The organism is Candidatus Vicinibacter affinis, from assembly GCA_016714365.1.
GTDB lineage: Bacteria > Bacteroidota > Bacteroidia > Chitinophagales > Saprospiraceae > Vicinibacter > Vicinibacter affinis.
Window position 1 is genome coordinate 3,127,609 of record JADJNH010000005.1, and the last position, 18,569, is coordinate 3,146,177.

Genomic DNA, 18,569 nt, shown 5'->3' on the forward strand with positions numbered 1-18,569 from the left:
AAGATATAATAACTAAGCTTGAAGCGAATAGGGAAAGGTTACCTTAACAACGCATTAAGAGCATTAATATTCTGTAATGCGTTTGAAAAACAGTTAAATCCTTCCGAAAATAATGCGGTTTATCCAGTTTGACGAAATTCCGTATGGAATCTGAGCCAAAGATACTCCGGGTTTTGCAATAATGAAGTGGGCAAGTTTCCCTTTTTCTATACTCCCTACTTTATCTTGAAGTTCAAGAGCATGTGCGGCATTTATGGTCATGGCTGTTAACACTTCTTCCGGTAATAAACGCATCTTAATACAGGACAAAGCAAAGCTTAGCGTGGGATCAGGGCTGGGCGAAGTTCCGGGATTGTAATCAGTCGCAATGGCTACCCCTAGTCCGGATTCAATCATTTTCCTGGCGGGTGGAAATTCAAGGTTCATAAAAAAAGCGGCCGCCGGTAAACAAACAGGGATGGTCTGAGAGGAAAGCAATTGTTGGATTTCATGATCATTCAGGACTTCCAAATGGTCAACGGAAATGGCATGATGTTTCAAAGCTATATCTATCCCCCCTGAATGAGTAAATTGGTTGGTATGAATTCTGGGTTTAATCCCAAACTTCAATGCAGCCAAAAGAATTTGTTCCGTTTCTACAGGACTAAAAAAACCTTGTTCGCAAAACACATCACAATAATCTGCCAGTTTATTTGCAGCTATGTAAGGCAGCATTTCATTAATCAGAATATCTATATATCCCTGGTGGTTTGATCTGTATTCCAAAGGATAAGAATGTGCGCCTAAAAAAGTTGCTCGGATGGGGAGTTTCAATTCTTCTTTTAGGCGTTTGATTACGCGTAGAATTTTAATTTCCTGTTCGTAAGAAAGTCCATACCCGCTTTTAATTTCAATGGCTCCGGTGCCAAGACTCATGGCAAATTCAAGTCTGGTTTTTGATCTTTGGAAAAGTTCTTCTTCTGAAAGGGCAGCCAATTTAAGTGCGGAGTTGAGTATTCCCCCACCCCGTGCACTGATTTCCTGATACGTCAAACCCTTTATGCGATCCACAAATTCTTGCTCTCTGGTCTCCGCAAAAACCAAGTGCGTGTGACAATCTACAAATGTTGGGAAGACGATTGCCCCTTCGGCATCAAGCTCTTGAACATTTACAGATTCAAAGGATGTCATTGAACCAAAGTCTACAATTTGACCATCCTTCACTTTAAGCCAGGCATTTTCTATGCTGGGTAAAACAGACATTTCCTGTCCCCTTTTGAACGGAACAGGAACTGAACTGCACATCAGTAATTCACCGATGTTTTTTACGATAAAATCTGAAGCCATTAATATTCAATTTTTCGAATCAAACCTTTGATGGCGTGCTTTTCCAAATTCTGCAGGAATAAATTGGCTTCTTCTTCCGTGATAAAAGAACCGAGCGCAATTTTAAAAATTGTCTTTCCACTTTGCAATTGTTCTTCGATAATGCTTGCATCCTGATTAAATATTTTGTCTAGTCTGGTAGCTTCTGACTGAGCATTTTCAAAACGGTTAAAAGCACCTGTTTGTATGTAGAATTGACCGGTAAGACCATAGCTGGAAGCAGGTTCTGCCTCTTCTTTTAGAATTGACTCTCCCTCATTTGTTGCAGCGGTGTTTTTTTCCCGTTGAGCGAAATAGGCTTCTTCATCCAAAACCTTGGAATTAACTTTAACTTCATGATTAATTGAGATGGGATTAATGTTGTATTCATCCACTAAATCGTTGATCCAATCACCAAATTTTTCGACATTAAGAGATTCTTCACGCCGGTCGATTATTCTGCCATCCGGATGGAAAACCAACATGGTGGGCAATAATTTTACATTGAACTTTTCTTTTAAGATTAAGCCATTGGCATCCTCAATGTCAATGTCCATAGACACTGAATTTTTTGACAGCACCTCGATGATCTGGTCATCTGTAAAAACATTGTTGTCCATAAAACGACAAGGCAGGCACCATTTTGCACCAAACTTAAGCATGAGCATCTTATTTTCATTTTTTGCCTTTTCTTTAGCTGCCTGGAGGCTTCCTTCAAAGAAAACGGTGGCGTGTAGCTGCAAGTTTGTGAAGAAGACGAGCGACAAGATGAACAAAAACGAATGCATGTGGGAAGATTTCATATTATAAATTTTTATAATTTGTATAATGTTGATTACAAACAACCATACAATCACAAATCACATGCCAAAAGACAAAATAATAAGAAATAACATATTTTAAATATATTTAAATAATTGATTTACTATTATTTATATGTTATTAAATTAATTAATATATTTAGAAAAGAATCATTTTCCATTCCAAACAAGTCCATTGGTTCCAGACAACTCATCCAAACAATTCTCCTACATTCGTTATCTTTGCGCCCAAATTCTAACCATGCAGAAGAGACGTGCAGCCATCAAAGGAATCCAGGGCTATGTTCCGGATTACATCCTTACCAATGCAGAGCTGGAAAAAATGGTAGATACCACGGATGAATGGATCACGTCCAGAACAGGTATAAAAGAGCGCCACATTTTAAAAGAACCCGGTAAAGGCGCCTCCGATATGGGAAAAATCATGGTGGAAAAGTTGTTAAAGAAAACCAACACCTCGGCAGATGAGATAGAACTTGTTATTTGTTGTTGTATTACCGGCGACATGGTTTTTCCGGATACTGCAAATACAATTTGCGACAAAGTCGGAATAAAAAATGCTTTTGGATTTGACATCCATGCTGCTTGTTCCGGATTTTTGTATGGTTTGACAACGGGGTCCAAATTCATTGAATCAGGGACCTATAAGAAAGTCATTGTAATTGGAATGGATGTCATGTCCTCCATCATTGATTATACAGATCGGGCCACCTGCATTATTTTTGGTGATGGTGGAGGAGCGGTATTATTGGAACCTGATGAAGAAGGAAATGGTATCATTGACAGTATTTTCAGAGGCGATGGATCGGGTCGCGAGTATCTGCATATGAAAGCAGGAGGGTCACTCCGGCCGGCAAGTGCAGAGACAGTGGCAAAGGGTGAACATTACGTTTATCAGGAAGGTAAGACGGTGTTCAAAGCAGCCATTACCGGAATGGTAGATACCATCAAGCGTGTTCTTGAAAGGAACGAACTTACCATCGATCAAATAGATTGGCTGGTTCCTCATCAAGCCAATATTCGCATTATCAATGGCGTCGCTGATGCCCTTAATTTTGATCCTGAAAAAGTCATGATCAATATTCACAAATACGGAAACACCACCTCCGGGACACTGCCCTTGTGTTTATGGGAATGGGAATCCAAACTGAAAAAAGGAGACAACATTCTCTTGACTGCATTTGGCGGAGGATTTACCTGGGGAACTACCTACCTCAAATGGGCTTATTAGTTTAATTAAATTTTATGGAAACCAGACTTACCATGATGCTCGGAATCCAATTCCCGGTTATAATGGCACCCATGTTTTTAGTGTCTAATGTGGCTATGGTGAAGTCCGCAATTGAAGGAGGAATTACCGGGGTTATACCAGCACTCAATTTTCGAAACGATCAAGATTTTCGACTTGCCTTAGATGAATTAAAATCCACCAATAAACCGTATGGCATAAATCTGATTGTAAACCGGTCTAATTATAAACTTCCCCAACAACTTAAGACTTGTCTTGAATACCAAGTCCCTTTCATCATTACTTCACTTGGAAGTCCCTCTTCTGTTATTGCTGCTTGCCGACCATTGGGCATCAAAGTTTTTTGTGATGTATCAGACATGGAATATGCTCATAAAGCGGCTGCTTTACGTCCTGATGCACTCATCGCTGTGAATAACCAAGCAGGGGGACATTGCGGAATTTTGAAACCTGAAGATTTTATTCCTCAACTGACCAAAGCCTTTCCTGACATTCCCATCATCAGTGCAGGAGGTGTTGGAAATGCAGAAGGCATAAAAAAAATGTTGTCTCTGGGGGCCTGTGGTGTTTCAGTGGGCACCCCATTTATCGCCTCAGTCGAGTCTCCTGTCAGTGTTGAATACAAAAATGCCTGCGTCGAATACAGCTCCAAAGATATTGTTAAAACCACAAAACTGAGCGGGGTGCCTTGCACTGTCATCAATACCCCCTATGTCCAAAAAATTGGAACACGTCAAAACTGGTTGGAGCGAATTTTGAGTCAAAATAAGACTTTAAAAAAATGGTTCAAGATTCTTGTCTACAGACAGGGTATGAATAAATTATCCAAAGCTGCATTTTCTGCAAGTTACCAAAATGTCTGGTGTGCCGGTCCTACCATTGATTTCATCCACGATATTTTGCCGGTTAAGGAAATCATCCACAGAATGGTTAAAGGCTTATAATCTGTTCGGAATATTTTTGATTCCTACTTTGACCAGAGATCAAGTATCTGAATGGTTAAACCAGTCAATTCAATTTAGAACTTCATCAGAAATAAAATTGGAAGCGAAATGTACTGAGAATTAATCAGCCAAGAAATTTGATAATTTCTTAAAGCATAACATAACCTAAATCTTTATTCAATTTTTAGATCGGCTTGATCATTAAAATTATAGCTAAACAGGATTTGGTTAAATCAAGATCAAATTTTATAAAAATATTTTTGCAAGTTTAAAACTATAGAAACCAATTTAATTCCTTAACACTTTCACACTTCCCAGTAGTTTGCCATTACGATCCACAACATTGAGAAAATAAATCCCTGAGGGCTCCTGTTGCATCTCAAAATAAAAATGTTGCACCGCTTCAAGCAATTTAACTTCGGGTTTTATTGGCTTTCCGGTGGCATCCAATAAATGGTATATAAGCGGAAAATCAAGGCCTGATTTTAGTTGACAAATAAAATGATGATTGTCACCATAGGAAAATAATAAAATTGACTTTTCATTCAATTCATTTATACTCAATGGAACAACAAACAACGGATCAGAAAGCAAAGATTCACAATTGTTGGTATCGACTACACTCACACGATAACTTCCTTTCTGAGTTACAATCCATTGATTGTTCGTACTTCCTCCGAGCAGTTGTTCGTTCAGGAACCAACGGTAAGAATTATAACCTGAGGGGGCAAATAAAGTATCGCCGATCTGAATAATTAAAGGTTTGTCCGGAACAGGATGTACAATAATTTCTATTTCTCCGGATGAAAAAGAGATGCATCCGTTGGTGTCTATAAATTGGACTGAATAATTTCCGGAAGCATTCACGTAAATTCTTTTACTGTCCTTGTCTCTTATAATTATGCTGTCCTTTTTCCATATATAACTGGCAGCAGTTATTGCATCACACGCAATCAAAACAGCAGAATCGTTCTCGCATATTTCATTGACAAAAATTGGCGTAAGGCATGCAGTATCCGGTTTTGGGCTTTTAAGTTCTATGGTCCCCTCTACCCTGCAGAGACCATCTGATAATGTTACTGAATAGTTTCCTGCACCAAGACCATCCAGCACTGCACTGCTGTCACCTGTATTCCATAAATATGAAAATGAAGGATTCTGATTGGCAATAATAATTTGCCCATCCTTACTGTCTGCACAAATCGGATTCTTGACAGTAAATTGTACCGCAGGTAAATTGCAAGTATCCCCAATTCTATAGACAGCACCTTCTGCTATTGCAATCAAATATAATTCACCATCCACCCCTTCTCCAAAGGATGAAATTTGACTTCTGTTAAACTTATAAAGCGTTTTGTTTTCAAAAATTCTTCCCGGTTTTTGGTCAATTCCCCAAATGTATCCGCTGCAATAATCTCCATAAATATAGGTACCATACAGAGAAGGATACTTATTGCCACGATAAACATAACCTCCCGTCACAGAACAGCCCAAATTGTTTTCATCTGAAAAATATTCATGCACCGGAAAAGTTATGGTGTTTTTTGGACTGCATCCACTTGTATTGAAATCTTTATTTCCTTCATAACATCTCCACCCATAATTTCTACCACCTCCTGAACCACTTTCTTCAAAATCAACTTCTTCCCAGTTGCCCTGACCAACATCACCAATCCACAGATCTCCGGTCAATTTATCAAAACTAAATCTCCAGGGATTCCGAACACCTAGCGCCCATATTTCATCCAAAACATTTGGATCATTCACGAAAGGATTGCTTGATGGAATCTGATAAGTTGAACTTGTTCCAATTTCAATTCTCAACATTTTGCCCAACAAACTTTTGGGATTCTGACCATGATTTTGAGGATCTCCACCATTGCCACCATCGCCCATTCCAATGTATAGGTAGCCATCTTTTCCAAAATGCATACATCCTCCGTTGTGGTTTGAAAAGGGCTGATCAATGGTCAACAAAATGCGTTCACTTAAGCTATCCGCCTTGTTGGGGTTATTTGGCATTACTTTGTACTCAGCAATCACTGTTTGTCCAACTGAAATTTTATTGATGTAATTCACATAGAACAAACCATTAGTTTTATAGTCGGGGTGAAATGCCAATCCCAGTAAACCTTGTTCGTTGCCACGGGCGTTTACTTTACTTACTAAGTCTAAAAATGGAATTGGTGAAAGCACACCGTTGTTCAGAATTCTAATTTTTCCTGCTTTCTCGAGGACGAAAAGCCGGTCGTCGCCGGCATGACACAAGTACACCGGAATTGAAAGTCCGCCTGTTAATTTGGTAAGCTTGATTGCATTTTGTGAAAAAACAGAAACCAAAGGATGTATCAGTAAGAGCATTCCAATAATAAATCTTATCATTTTTTTATCTATTTAAAATCACCAGTTTTTTTATTCTACGATATCCGTCAGTTGATTTCAACCGCAACAGATAAATCCCAGAATTAAATTTATTATTTAGGAGGTAAGTGGTTAATTCATGAACTTGTAAAAATCTCTCTGCATAAATTAAAGAACCATCCGGTTTGAAAACTTCAATTTCTGCTTGAGAAAAAGGAACATTAGATTGCCAATAAATTTCCTGACCAAGACCTGATGGATTTGGGAAAACGATCAATTCGTTATCACTTGAAATATCAACAGTAGAAGTTTCTAAACGAACTGTAAATCTAAAAATTCGAACGCAATTTTTCTCATCCCTGACAGTAAGTACATAGGTTCCGGAAAGTAGATTGTTAATGCTGGAAGTTCGATCTCCGGTATTCCACAAATAGCGATAAGCACCCACTCCACCCTTGAGTGTTACAGAGATAGATCCATTTCCTGTGCCCTTGTCATGTTTAATGAGGGAGTCTTGAATTTCAATCAAGGGGTATGAAGACAGATTTAAACGTATGATGCTGTCACAACCTGCTTTCCCTGCACCGGGATAGATTATTTCATAATTGCCCGGAACTTTGTAAGGTTTTGAACCAAATACATAATCGGTATCATAACAAGCGGAATCTGACAATACTTTTAAAGTCCTTGGTAAAGCGGTGACTTGCACACAAGAAGTATCCTTACAACCATTCTCTGCAGTGACGGTTACGCAATAAATTCCTCCTGAGTCAATTTGCAGGACTTGATTATTACTTCCGGTACTCCAGATGTAAGATGAAAAATTTTCATTTACACGTATCATACCGGCAACACCTGTACACAGCGAATCAGGTGCACTTAAAGTTGCTTCAGGTGCAATGGATGGAACTACTTCCAGACATGATACACCTGCACATCCATTGGCGTCAGTAATTGTTACACAATAATTACCCGGCATGGTAACCTTTACAATTCTTGTAGTGTCTCCATTTGACCAGGAATAAGAATTAAAACCAATCCCCGCATCTAAATTAGTTATCTGCCCTGCGCAATGGAAAGGAGCTCCCATGATACTAAACTTAATTGAATCGAGGAATTGCATTTTGACTTCGTCAGTCCGAGGGCAATAGAGGCTTTGACCATCAAATGCAAAAGTATAGGTACCAAGAGTATCTACCCTTACAATAGAAAAAGAGCTGTCTTTATTTTGAATAGCAGCATTTCCCGGACCAGAAACTAAACGCCAGTTACCCTTGACAAAATTGCCACTTGCATTTAAATTTCCAGCAAGTCCACAGAAAGTTCTATCCCCACCTGCTGATACAATTGGTCTTGGGAAAAAATAAATTACCTGGGAGTTAGACAAATTCAAACATGGATGAAGCAGATTAATATTTCCCTGACTATTTGTTCGGCTTATTGCATGAGCGAGGTAATAAGGAGTGTTGAATTTAAAGTTGATCGGATCAAAAGGGAAAACTCCATTTTTACTTGTCTTTACGATACTTCCAACTGGATTTTGAAAATTAGTATACAAAATAAAAATTGCAGCATCACCAGAATCCTTTTTCTCATTACCAAGTGTTTTCCCAATAAGGTTTTGACTTTCACACAATCTCATGGTGTCATTTGGTAAATTACCAGCTGAAGAAGTGCAGTTGCAATTTTCAAATCCTGAGATTTGAGTGATACATCCTCTCCGGTCAATAATTTCAATTTGATAAGATGAATTGCATAAAATAAAATCCGAAACAAACTTTCCGGAAATACTGTCTATCACGCCAGAGCCTTTGTTCACTTTATATGGCTTGGTCCCACCCTGAATGGTAAAATTCACCTGAAAAACTGAATCATTAAAAAACTTTTTAATTTCTTTGGATGCTACGATCAACTTAGGGAATATCTGAAATGTTGTAAATATTTCATCTGTAGTATCGCATTCATTGGTAGCTCGTGCTGCAATTTTAAAGATACCTGAATTTAGATTTTTTAGCCGAACAACAGTGTCAGAAGTGACTTGATTTAAAGTATCATTCAGGTACCAACTATATGAAGTTGCACCAAACACCGGACTGATGGAAAACAAATGTTCAAGTGTATCGGGGCAAAATGCTCTGATGCCGGATACACCTCCTGTAATGCTTAAGTTTAGATTTGCTTTTCCTTTAACTACTTTCACAAGATAATTGCAAAAATTACCCTTACAACCATCTAACAGCAAAAGGTATCGGTCCCCTTTTACGAAGCCCCCTCCTCCGAGAAGAAATGGCCCGTTTCGGCACTCGGACTCACAATACAGTATTCTGTCACCAGTGAATTCACAGGCCTTGTATATAGCTGCCTGAAGTCCATTGAATGGTTCTCCGTTCACGTTGATTTCTTCGCAGGCCATGGGAAATATTTCCAATACAATGCTGTCCGTTGGAGCCGTGAAAGAAATCCAAACAGGATTCTCCAAGCTACCGGTGCTGTCGCAAATAAATTTATTTTGGTTGCTGGTATCCGGAGAACGGAAACTTCCACAATAATTGTGTAAATCCTGTGTATTGCAAAAATGTGGTGCCTCCTCACAAAATCTACCACTTGGGGGATTGTCACATCTGCCAGGGAGTGTAAATACTACTCGTGTTTTTGATATTTTTATATCAAATTCTGCGATGGCATTGTTGGTTACAGATCCTGAGTAATACCCCTCATCTTCTTCCATCATGTTAATTAATGGATAATAATTCTGATTGGTGATAAATACGACCGCTGTATCCTTAAACCATTTGTAATTATTATCCAGAATTTGTGGGTCGGTAAACAATCTGATATTGAAATTTGCTGCCTTAGGAACAAAAATGATTGAATCCAAAGGAATCGGATTCTGAGGTTTAAAATCGAAGTAAAAATTCTTTGGTAATTTCTGCAATGGAATCAGATCCTCAAAAGTAAAATTGTTGTGATGGATCACCAATCCAAAAGGTTCACTATTCCCCCATGTGCGTAAACCACTGTAATCCGGAATGTCCGCAAAGTGGTTGTATTCCAACCGCAGGCTTAATAACGGAGCGAGGGTCAGATCCGGGACCAATCCGGAAAATTGGTTGTTATTTAACCAAATATTACGAAGGTTTGTGAGCAGAGACATAGACCCCGGCAGTTCTCCGCTAAAATTATTATTGGAGAGGTATAATTCCTTTAAGGTTCTAATCAAACTAATGTTTGGTGGTAAATTTCCGGAAAACTGATTATTGCTGAAATCAATTAAATTAATTTGATTCCATTTAGAAATACCAGGCGGAATAGTTCCCGTAAAAAAATTATCGGACAACCGCAATTGATTTAAAGTTGTGATGTCTGTGAGTACCAAAGGGAAATTTCCTGATAAATTATTGCTGGAAAAAGACGCCAGCTTGAGTGAAAATAATCCGGAAAAACTGGATGGGATGGATCCGGTGAATTGGTTATTTTCTAAATTCAATTCTTCAAGCAGACTTAATCCTCCCAGACTGACCGGAATAGTTCCTGTCAATTGATTGTTGAATAGGTTTAGTACTTTCAGATTGGTCAGCAAGCCCAATTCAGGAGGAAGGTTACCTTTCAGGTTGTTGTCGCTCAAACTAATGTTTCTGACACAACCCATCCCGTCCAAATTAATGCCATACCAATTTTCGATTCCCTGATTAAAATTCCATTTGATGCTCCAGTTTGCGCCATTGGTAGATTCAAATAATTTCACCAACACAAGTGAGTCTGCCATCCTGCTGCAGGCACAAGTGGCTGGAGAAGGTTGTACTGAAGCAACGGTCACAGTAAAAAAGCTGACCAGATAAAAGAGAATTGACATGTCAGGTTGTTATTTTATCCAAAATAATAGAAATCTTTTTACAAAATATCGAAACCAAAATTGGATAATTCAATAGATTACAATATAAAAATAATCTTTTCTCTTTGAATAACGTAATAATTTTTGATATTAAATAAAAATATTATCCGTATAACTTTGACAAACAATATATAAGATAATTATTATGTAAAAATCCTTCCCTTTAGGATAAAATGTTTACTTCTCTTTCCAGTTGAATTCCAAATCGTTGCAAAACAGCCTGCATAATCTCCTCTGAAAATGCTAAAATCTGTTCCCCTTTGGCAGTGCCATAGTTTATTAAAACGAGCGCCTGCTTGTCATGACACCCAACGTCTCCTGATTTCTTTCCTTTAAAACCACAAGTTTCAATCAACCATGCGCTCGGAATCTTATAATCACCGTTTTCCTGTGCATAGAAAGGCATATCGGGAAAACGTCCCTGAAGGGCTTCAAATTCAGATGGGGTGATTATTTTATTCTTAAAAAAACTTCCGGAGTTTCCGAGTATTTTGGGATCAGGCAATTTATTCTTCCTTATCTCAATGACTGCAAGACTTATCTCTTCAGGGGTAGGATTTAGGGTACCTTTCGATGCAAAATAATTTTTTAAATCACCATAATCAATCCTTGGCCTTGGAATTTTTGAGAGCTTTAAATGTATGTAACTGATGAAAAAAAATCCTTTTAAATCATGTTTAAAAATGCTGTCCCGATAACCCAATGCGCAACCAATTTTATTTAAGGACATTTTTTTTCCGTCCTTCAGATGAAGTCCCTCCAAACGCACAAACACTTCTGATAATTCCGCACCATAAGCACCAATATTCTGGACCGGTGCTGCGCCAACACTGCCTGGTATCAGGCTCAGATTTTCAATCCCAAAGTAATTATGCGCAAGGGCCCACAGAACAAATTCGTGCCAATTTTCTCCTGCCCCAATGCGTAAGGTTACATCTTCAGGACTTTCGTGAATAATTTCGATTCCTCTTATATCATTTTTTAAGATTACTTTATTAATTTCTGACATCATCAATACGTTACTTCCTTCTCCGAGGATGTAGTAATCATTTGGATTTCTTCCAAAGAATGGAATCAAGTCTGATTCAGATTTTATAAAGTGGATTTCTTTTCCGTAGGATTCTAGCTGAAAGGAGTTAAATTCTTTCAAAGAAATTGCAGTTGGCATGGTTTAATTTTAACTTTGATGAAGAGTTTTATTGTTATTAGCAGTTTTGGATTTAAATAAATTTGTCTTGGTAACAATTCCAGTGTTTAAAGAAAATGCATTTGCCTGGTTAAATCCAATTCTTAAAAAAAGTATTAAGTTAAATCCACCCACTCCACCTCCGACTCCAAGTTCGCCGACATAAGTAGGGAATATACTTCTTTTTATTTCTTTAAATTTTTCATTCAGACCAAAAAGTTCAGTTCTGTTAAACTGAATGCCTCCACCAATTGAATATCCTATCAGTCTGTTTTTGCTAATACCTGTCAATGCTCCGGCATTAAATTTGGCCATCAGCGGAAAAGAAACTGCGCCAAATCCTTTAAATTCATTTACATCGATGGCCAAAGGCGCAAAGTTGGCACCTGCTTCCAAGGCAATTGAAGCATTATTTTTTCCATAAGAAACTTGGATTCCAAAAGGTATTGCAAGGATTGCAGCTCCTGATGACCGGCTTGATCCCTGGTCAGAAACGTGTTCCGGATTTTTGTATTGTTGGTAAAAATCCATACCCAATACCATGGAGGAAGACCACTGAGCGCTACAAGTCACTGACCAATAAAAGATACCTACCAAGACATTAAATAAGAGCCTTTTCAAGTGATTCAAATTTTGGCTAAAGATATATTAAAACCTGTACTGGAATAATCCTGAATTGAAAAATCAATTCAGTTAATTCGCCTGTGCATTATCAGGTTCTAGTTGTAGGCTGACCAAATTACGGTAAATGCCATTTGGCAAATCCAACAATTCCAAATGTTTGCCGGATTCTACTATGCTTCCCTCCTTAATTACATAAATGCAATCTGCCTCCCGGACGGTTGATAATCGATGCGCAATGATGATGGAGGTTCGATTCAGCATAAGGCGATCCAGAGCATCTTGCACCACTTTTTCTGATTCAGAATCCAGTGAAGAGGTAGCTTCATCTAATATGAGGATGGCCGGATCGCGGAGGATCGCTCTGGCAATTGCAATGCGTTGTTTTTGTCCTCCACTTAATTTGATCCCTCTTTCTCCAACAATGGTATTAAATTTATCCGGAAAGGATTGGATGAATTCCAGTGAATTAGAGAGCCTGGCTGCCTGAATCACTTCCTCATCAGATGCAGATGGTTTTCCGTAAAGAATATTTTCCTTTATGGTCCCACCAAAAAGTAGAATTTCCTGTGGCACTATTGCAATATTTTTTCTATACGCCAGCAAGTCATAATATTCAATTGGTTTGTCGTCGATAAATATCTCTCCAGATGACGGTTCATAAAACCTCATTAAGAGTTGTATAATTGTTGATTTACCTGCACCACTTTGACCTACCAATGCAATTCTTTGACCTTGATCTACTTTGAAGTTAATTTCTTTAAGTACTTCCACATCGGTCCGTGAAGGATATGAAAAGTCAATGTTCATGAACTCTATCTTCCCGCGCAATTTAACAGTGGGATTTTCCCGTAATTGCTGATCTGTAATTTCAACTTCCCTTCCTATGATGTCCTGAATTCTTTCGGTCGCGCCGATGGATCCCGCCAATGTGGAATATAAATTTCCCAAACCGGCTATGGCTCCTCCTATGATACCGGTATAAATGATGAATGAAAACAGATCCCCTGCTTGCATTTCTCCAGCCTGTACCATCAAAGCTCCACGCCAAAGGATAAAGAATAATCCCCCGAACAGGACCGTAATTATAAATATAAAAAACACCCCACGCATCTTGGCATATTCCATGGAGATGTCTACCATTTCCATGATTGATTTACTGTATCTGTTGATTTCATAATTTTCATTTGTAAATGCTTTTACCGTTGAAAATGACTGAAAACTTTCCTCTACAATGATGTTGGTGGAAGCAAGACTGTCTTGCCTCTTTTTTGAAAGAGACCTGATGTAACGACCGAACCACATTGAACTAATGACTATTACCGGAAAAGTCAGCAACATAATCAAGGAAAGATGAGGTGCCATCCAGGCTATAATGATTACTCCAAAAACCAATATAACAATCTGGCGAATAAACTCAGCCAAGGTGATGGAAAAAGCACTTTGCAATTGTTCAACATCCGCTGTGATCCTGCTGGTCAATTCACCAACTCTTTGACTTTCAAAAAAAGAAATATTCTGTGTGATTAATTTTTGGTATAAAGCTTTTCGTACATCTGCTATTCCTCTCTCACTTACTCTGGCAAAAAAAAGTGTTCTGAAATAGGACAAAATTCCCTGAATGATTAGAATTACCAAAAATAATAATCCGAATTGAGACACTTTCAAATTCCAAGTTCCTTTACCAATGGCTGTATTGGCCATTTCACCTGCTGCGGCGGGAAAAACCATGAACATAGAGCTGGACACCACCAGACAACCCATTCCTAATATGAAGGACCATTTGTAAGGTTTGATAAACCGAAGAATACGATAGGCTTTTAAAAAACCTTCTTTAGTGATTTTATTTTTTTCTGCCATGATATCTTTCAACAAGCCAATCCCAAAAGAGTTCTAAACGTCAAGATTACTTCTTTGATACTTACAAAACAAAAGAGCCATTCACTGGGAACGGCTCTTCTGTATCTAAATGTGGTAATGAATAAGTTAATTTTTCTGAAACTTATATCTTGATACAATTGTATTTTCATGATACAAATAAATCAGGTAAGTCCCTGTGGCGAGTTCTGCAACATTCCAGTCTACCAGATTTTCACCTACTTCAAGCGCAACCGGAATTTTCTTAAGATTTACTCCCGTTACATCTGCCACTGTGAGCGTAACAGAAACCTTTGAGTCACTTTTGATTTTTATCATCATATTTTCATCCACTGGATTTGGATTGACATCAATTATGGCAATTCCAACTGGTGGATTCTGAAATTTAGAGATTTTGATATCCTTTGTAACTTTGCACGGCACTCCGTTAAAATAAGCCACGAGGGTCACTTGATATAGACCTTCATTTGCGTAAGTATGAACGGGAAACTCTTCCTTGGATTCGGTCCTGTCTCCAAAATACCAAACCAAGCTTTCATATTTCTGCTGGAAAGTGGGTTTGAATTTTACCACCAATTGATCCACAGAAAAATCAAAATCAAATGGACAAGGCGCAAGACCATTCCCAACTTTTATGATTTTTTCTATTTTACAATATTCACCCTTCACTACAATCTCTAAAGTAACCTTATACTCCCCTGGCTGTCCGTATGTATGCTTTGGGTTCAAATCACTTGAACTGTTTCCATCCCCGAAAGTCCAAAGAATTTTATCAGGTACTACTCGTGAATTAAAATTAAAATATGCATCCAAGCCACTTGTCTTATAACCGAAATCATAATTACAAGGTGATGGTGGACTCACCTTCTGATTTATGATTACCCATACATTTAATTCAACCTTACATTCTTCGCCTATGATCAGCGCAGTGACTTTATATTTACCCGGAGTTTTGTACGTATGTACTACCTCCAAGCCTTTTCCAAATTCACCATCCCCAAAGTTCCACTCAACATTGATAATTTTAAAGTCACCTTTTGCATAAAATTTATAAGTATTCGCTCCTGAATTGGTTGTAACAGGGGCCGGTAGAATCTGAATGGCTCCACAACAATGTGCTTCATAACTTGTCTTTGGTGGATTGGGTGGTGGGGCAGTCAATAATTTAACTTCAATTTCCTTAGTCACACTTCCAAGACAAGCCGGTGATGAAACTTTCAGGCTTACCTTATAGGAACCAGAACTGGCATATTGGTGCTTAATGGAAGAGCCTTCGCCACTTTGGCCATCACCAAAATCCCAATAATACTTAGCATCCCGTAATTGTGGTTGAGCGATAAATTCCACCCATAATTCGTTGGCTACCTGCTTAAAGGTAAACTCAATTTTGCAAGGGTTTGGAGCACTTTGTTTGCAAATGATAAAATCGTGCTGCTCAGACCCATTGGCACCATTTGCTTTTTGAACCAGTGCAGGGCGGGAACAAGGGTCAATAACCTGAATCAAATATACAAACGAAGGGTCTTTGGAAAAGGGAACAACCTGTGAATAGAATCCATTTTTATCTGTCCTGATTTTCCAGGCAACATTTTGCTCTCCGGTAATCAAAACATCCCAACCCGGAACTATCTCTTTGTCTGTGTTATAAACAGTGCCAAAAATTTTAAAACCGGTACTACCTGGCTGGGAAAAGCCTAATAGCGGCCATATCATTAAAAGAAAAAAAACTGGGAGAAAATTTTTCATAAATAATTTTTGTAAGTTTTTGTGAACTTAGGATACAAATATAATTCAAATAAACAATTCTTTCTAATACTTTGAACAGAAAGCGCTTATATCTAATGAATTTCCAATTGTGTACATCCAATGGTTAAGCCTGTCTTATCCAATGCCAAGAGTTGATATTGGCCTGGTTGATAATTCAAAATTTCAAAAGTTTTTGCAGTGAGTTGCTCCTCCACTGAAATGGTTCTGATTAGCCTCGCTTGATTGTCGACCATTTGAAGTGCGACGATGCCAGATTGCTCAGGAAGCTTTACATGAACAAATCCGTGTGCCGGATTAGGGTAAATTTCCAATTTATGTAATTTTTCATCTGTAATTCGAGTCAATGAAGAATACCCATTCGCCAGTGCATACTCTCCCGGTATTAAAACATCTAATCTCATAAATCCTCTGCGATCATTTGGAGTTACTTTTAATCTGGTATAGTCCGAGTATTCTCTCCAAGGCTCAGTCCAATCTTTTCTGTAAACAAGTATGACACTGTCCTCTGAGGTGTAAATAATATCCGAGTCCAAACCCTGGGCATTGGATCCGTTATAATCCAGTCTACCGGTCAATTTCAATTTTCCAAATGGAACGGTATTTACTTGCCAGAAATGGTTAGAAGAAATTTTTAAGACATTGTCCAGTTTCCATTCAGCAGATGGTCCTACAAGATGATGCACGATGTGAACAAAAGCACTGTCCGTAATTTCTGCAACATTGGGAGACATCCCCGAACCACTTAAGCTTATTCCTCCGGTTTTACTTACAATTGTCTGATCCTGCAAACTTGCGAGGTTCAATTGCTGGCCATCATTCAGTAAGATAAATGCGGCCTGAAAGTTATCCGGTAATTCAATGGTCCTCCAGGAAGATGATCCGCTAAGAATCAATGAATTTTCGAATCTATTTAATTTGCGATCATAAAAACTAATTTTCAAAGGCGCTTCAGTAAAAATATGATCTGCATGATGTCCTTTCTGTTTGATATTTACTTCTGCATAATTTTTTCCATTCACAGTTTTGAATTCAAAACTATCCACATAAAAAGCGCAATACCCTCTATTAAAAATGTGGTCATTGAAAAAATTAGTCATGTCCATTCCACTGTTCCTGCTTAGAAAATCTCTAAATTGAAAAGCATTCATTGAACTGCCACTTAAGCTGTCAAAAATTACATGGCATACATTTCGGTAAGTTGAATCACCAAGATATCCCCTTAAGTTATGAATCATGGCAGCACCTTTTCTGTAGGTGTGCGTTCCATAAGTGCTTTCATATGGCATTGGGGATAATGGAAGATAATCTCCATCGTTCAAGTGTGCATTAAAAATTATGTTGGCCAGATTTTCCTTGACCACTTTAACAAAGCGCTCCCGGCCATAGACAAATTCGAAAAATAAATGAGCGCTGTACTCTGCATTACCTTCTTTGATCCACATATCACGGGCATCGTCCAGGGTGGTCAGATTCCCCCACCATTGGTGACCAAACTCATGGGCAAACAATCTTTCATTTTGTGTAAGATCCCCTCCCGTAATGGTTCCGACTGGATAGGCCGTATTGGTTGGATGTTCCATTGCACCTTGTGTGGTTGCTACAAAACCAACCCTTTCAAAACGATAAGGACCAAACCAAAATTCGAATGCATCAATGGCCTTCGGCAATTTATCAAATTGAGTTTTCATCTGATTCATTTCTGCTTTGCGTGCGATCAACTCTATTGGGACATTTCCAAATACACCCTGATGATTTAATTTTTCTGTCACATATTCTGAAACTGCAATACTGGATAAATAAGTAGGAATTTCATCCTTCATGCTGTAATGTCTGTAAATTCTGTTATCAGTCAATGAATCCTCAGAAATAAAGGTTCCGACGCAATATGCACGAGCCGGAGATAAGGAAGTAACATAATAATCATAAGTAGTTCTCTCCACAAAATTATCAAAACAAGGAAACCAAACTTTACCATAATTTGGTGGTGTAGAGGATAATCCAATACCAAGATTGTAAATGTAAGGATCTGCAAAGTAAAACCCTCCCCAAACAGGATCTCTGGATGGCACCCCATGATAGAATACATCAATGGAAGCAGCAAATTCTGCCGGCAGTTTTTCACCAAAATAAGCTTGAATCAATTGGTCGCTGTAAGAAAAATTCAATTTTCTGCCTTTGTAATAAATAGAATCTACGACAAGATCTTTAAGATCTAAAATGATCCATTCAAGTTCCGGTAATTTTGTTTTGAAATTGACTGTAGTATGAGCTGTGATACTTTTGTTTCTTACATCTGTAACATCAATGTAAATGGAATAATTAAGAATGTTGATTGAGTCGCTTCTTTTATTTGAGTTCTCGATCAATTGCAGTTCCTGAAGTGTAGGCTCGTGTTTTAAATTGAGCTGTGATGAATGATGACAGGAATATTCATGAATCAATGGTTGGGCCAACAAACTTCCAAAACAAAAAGTAAAAAACAATACTTGAAATAATTTCATTTGAA

General features: G+C 38.2%; 11 protein-coding genes. 2 read left to right on the plus strand and 9 right to left on the minus strand.

Translation table 11 applies throughout. The features are described from left to right. Positions 1 to 93: 93 nt before the first annotated feature. A complete protein-coding gene (locus tag IPJ53_12470) occupies positions 94 to 1,326 on the minus strand; it encodes an imidazolonepropionase (protein MBK7799915.1) in 1,233 nt (410 codons plus the stop codon). Continuing rightward, entirely contained in the window at positions 1,326 to 2,147 is an 822-nt protein-coding gene (locus IPJ53_12475; protein ID MBK7799916.1) for a thioredoxin family protein, read from the minus strand. The genes IPJ53_12470 and IPJ53_12475 overlap by 1 nt, the downstream gene beginning before the upstream one ends. 259 nt (positions 2,148 to 2,406) lie before the next feature. On the opposite strand from IPJ53_12475, the gene IPJ53_12480 reads away from it, so the two are divergent. Then, positions 2,407 to 3,396 carry a ketoacyl-ACP synthase III gene (locus IPJ53_12480; protein ID MBK7799917.1) on the plus strand — a complete coding sequence of 330 codons (990 nt, stop codon included), beginning with the start codon at positions 2,407 to 2,409 and terminating at the stop codon, positions 3,394 to 3,396. A 14-nt stretch (positions 3,397 to 3,410) separates the two neighbouring features. After that, positions 3,411 to 4,358 (plus strand): nitronate monooxygenase, encoded by a 948-nt coding sequence (locus tag IPJ53_12485; GenBank protein MBK7799918.1) that lies wholly within the window; start codon positions 3,411 to 3,413, stop codon positions 4,356 to 4,358. Between the two features lie 288 nt (positions 4,359 to 4,646). Here the strand turns inward: IPJ53_12485 and IPJ53_12490 are convergent, their stop codons facing one another. The 7 genes from IPJ53_12490 to IPJ53_12520 form a co-directional block, all read right to left on the minus strand. Further along, complete coding sequence (locus IPJ53_12490; protein ID MBK7799919.1) at positions 4,647 to 6,740, minus strand: PQQ-dependent sugar dehydrogenase; 2,094 nt, start codon at positions 6,738 to 6,740, stop codon at positions 4,647 to 4,649. A 4-nt stretch (positions 6,741 to 6,744) separates the two neighbouring features. Next, a complete protein-coding gene (locus tag IPJ53_12495) occupies positions 6,745 to 10,572 on the minus strand; it encodes a T9SS type A sorting domain-containing protein (GenBank protein ID MBK7799920.1) in 3,828 nt (1,275 codons plus the stop codon). Positions 10,573 to 10,774: 202 nt separating this feature from the next. After that, positions 10,775 to 11,779, minus strand: coding sequence for a UDP-N-acetylmuramate dehydrogenase (gene murB / locus IPJ53_12500; protein MBK7799921.1), 1,005 nt, complete (start codon positions 11,777 to 11,779; stop codon positions 10,775 to 10,777). A 9-nt stretch (positions 11,780 to 11,788) separates the two neighbouring features. Beyond that, entirely contained in the window at positions 11,789 to 12,418 is a 630-nt protein-coding gene (locus IPJ53_12505; protein MBK7799922.1) for a hypothetical protein, read from the minus strand. Positions 12,419 to 12,490: 72 nt separating this feature from the next. Next, complete coding sequence (locus IPJ53_12510; protein ID MBK7799923.1) at positions 12,491 to 14,278, minus strand: ATP-binding cassette domain-containing protein; 1,788 nt, start codon at positions 14,276 to 14,278, stop codon at positions 12,491 to 12,493. Positions 14,279 to 14,404: 126 nt separating this feature from the next. Beyond that, entirely contained in the window at positions 14,405 to 16,042 is a 1,638-nt protein-coding gene (locus IPJ53_12515) for a PKD domain-containing protein (GenBank protein MBK7799924.1), read from the minus strand. Between the two features lie 92 nt (positions 16,043 to 16,134). Then, complete coding sequence (locus IPJ53_12520) at positions 16,135 to 18,564, minus strand: hypothetical protein (protein ID MBK7799925.1); 2,430 nt, start codon at positions 18,562 to 18,564, stop codon at positions 16,135 to 16,137. Positions 18,565 to 18,569 lie beyond the last annotated feature (5 nt).

What these genes read in the sequence shown, in the direction of transcription:
- IPJ53_12470 (MBK7799915.1), bottom strand. Translation starts at nt 1,326, where the DNA reads ATGGCTTCAGATTTTATCGTAAAAAACATCGGTGAATTACTGATGTGC.
- IPJ53_12475 (MBK7799916.1), bottom strand. Translation starts at nt 2,147, where the DNA reads ATGAAATCTTCCCACATGCATTCGTTTTTGTTCATCTTGTCGCTCGTC.
- IPJ53_12480 (MBK7799917.1), top strand. Translation starts at nt 2,407, where the DNA reads ATGCAGAAGAGACGTGCAGCCATCAAAGGAATCCAGGGCTATGTTCCG.
- IPJ53_12485 (MBK7799918.1), top strand. Translation starts at nt 3,411, where the DNA reads ATGGAAACCAGACTTACCATGATGCTCGGAATCCAATTCCCGGTTATA.
- IPJ53_12490 (MBK7799919.1), bottom strand. Translation starts at nt 6,740, where the DNA reads ATGATAAGATTTATTATTGGAATGCTCTTACTGATACATCCTTTGGTT.
- IPJ53_12495 (MBK7799920.1), bottom strand. Translation starts at nt 10,572, where the DNA reads ATGTCAATTCTCTTTTATCTGGTCAGCTTTTTTACTGTGACCGTTGCT.
- murB (MBK7799921.1), bottom strand. Translation starts at nt 11,779, where the DNA reads ATGCCAACTGCAATTTCTTTGAAAGAATTTAACTCCTTTCAGCTAGAA.
- IPJ53_12510 (MBK7799923.1), bottom strand. Translation starts at nt 14,278, where the DNA reads ATGGCAGAAAAAAATAAAATCACTAAAGAAGGTTTTTTAAAAGCCTAT.
- IPJ53_12515 (MBK7799924.1), bottom strand. Translation starts at nt 16,042, where the DNA reads ATGAAAAATTTTCTCCCAGTTTTTTTTCTTTTAATGATATGGCCGCTA.
- IPJ53_12520 (MBK7799925.1), bottom strand. Translation starts at nt 18,564, where the DNA reads ATGAAATTATTTCAAGTATTGTTTTTTACTTTTTGTTTTGGAAGTTTG.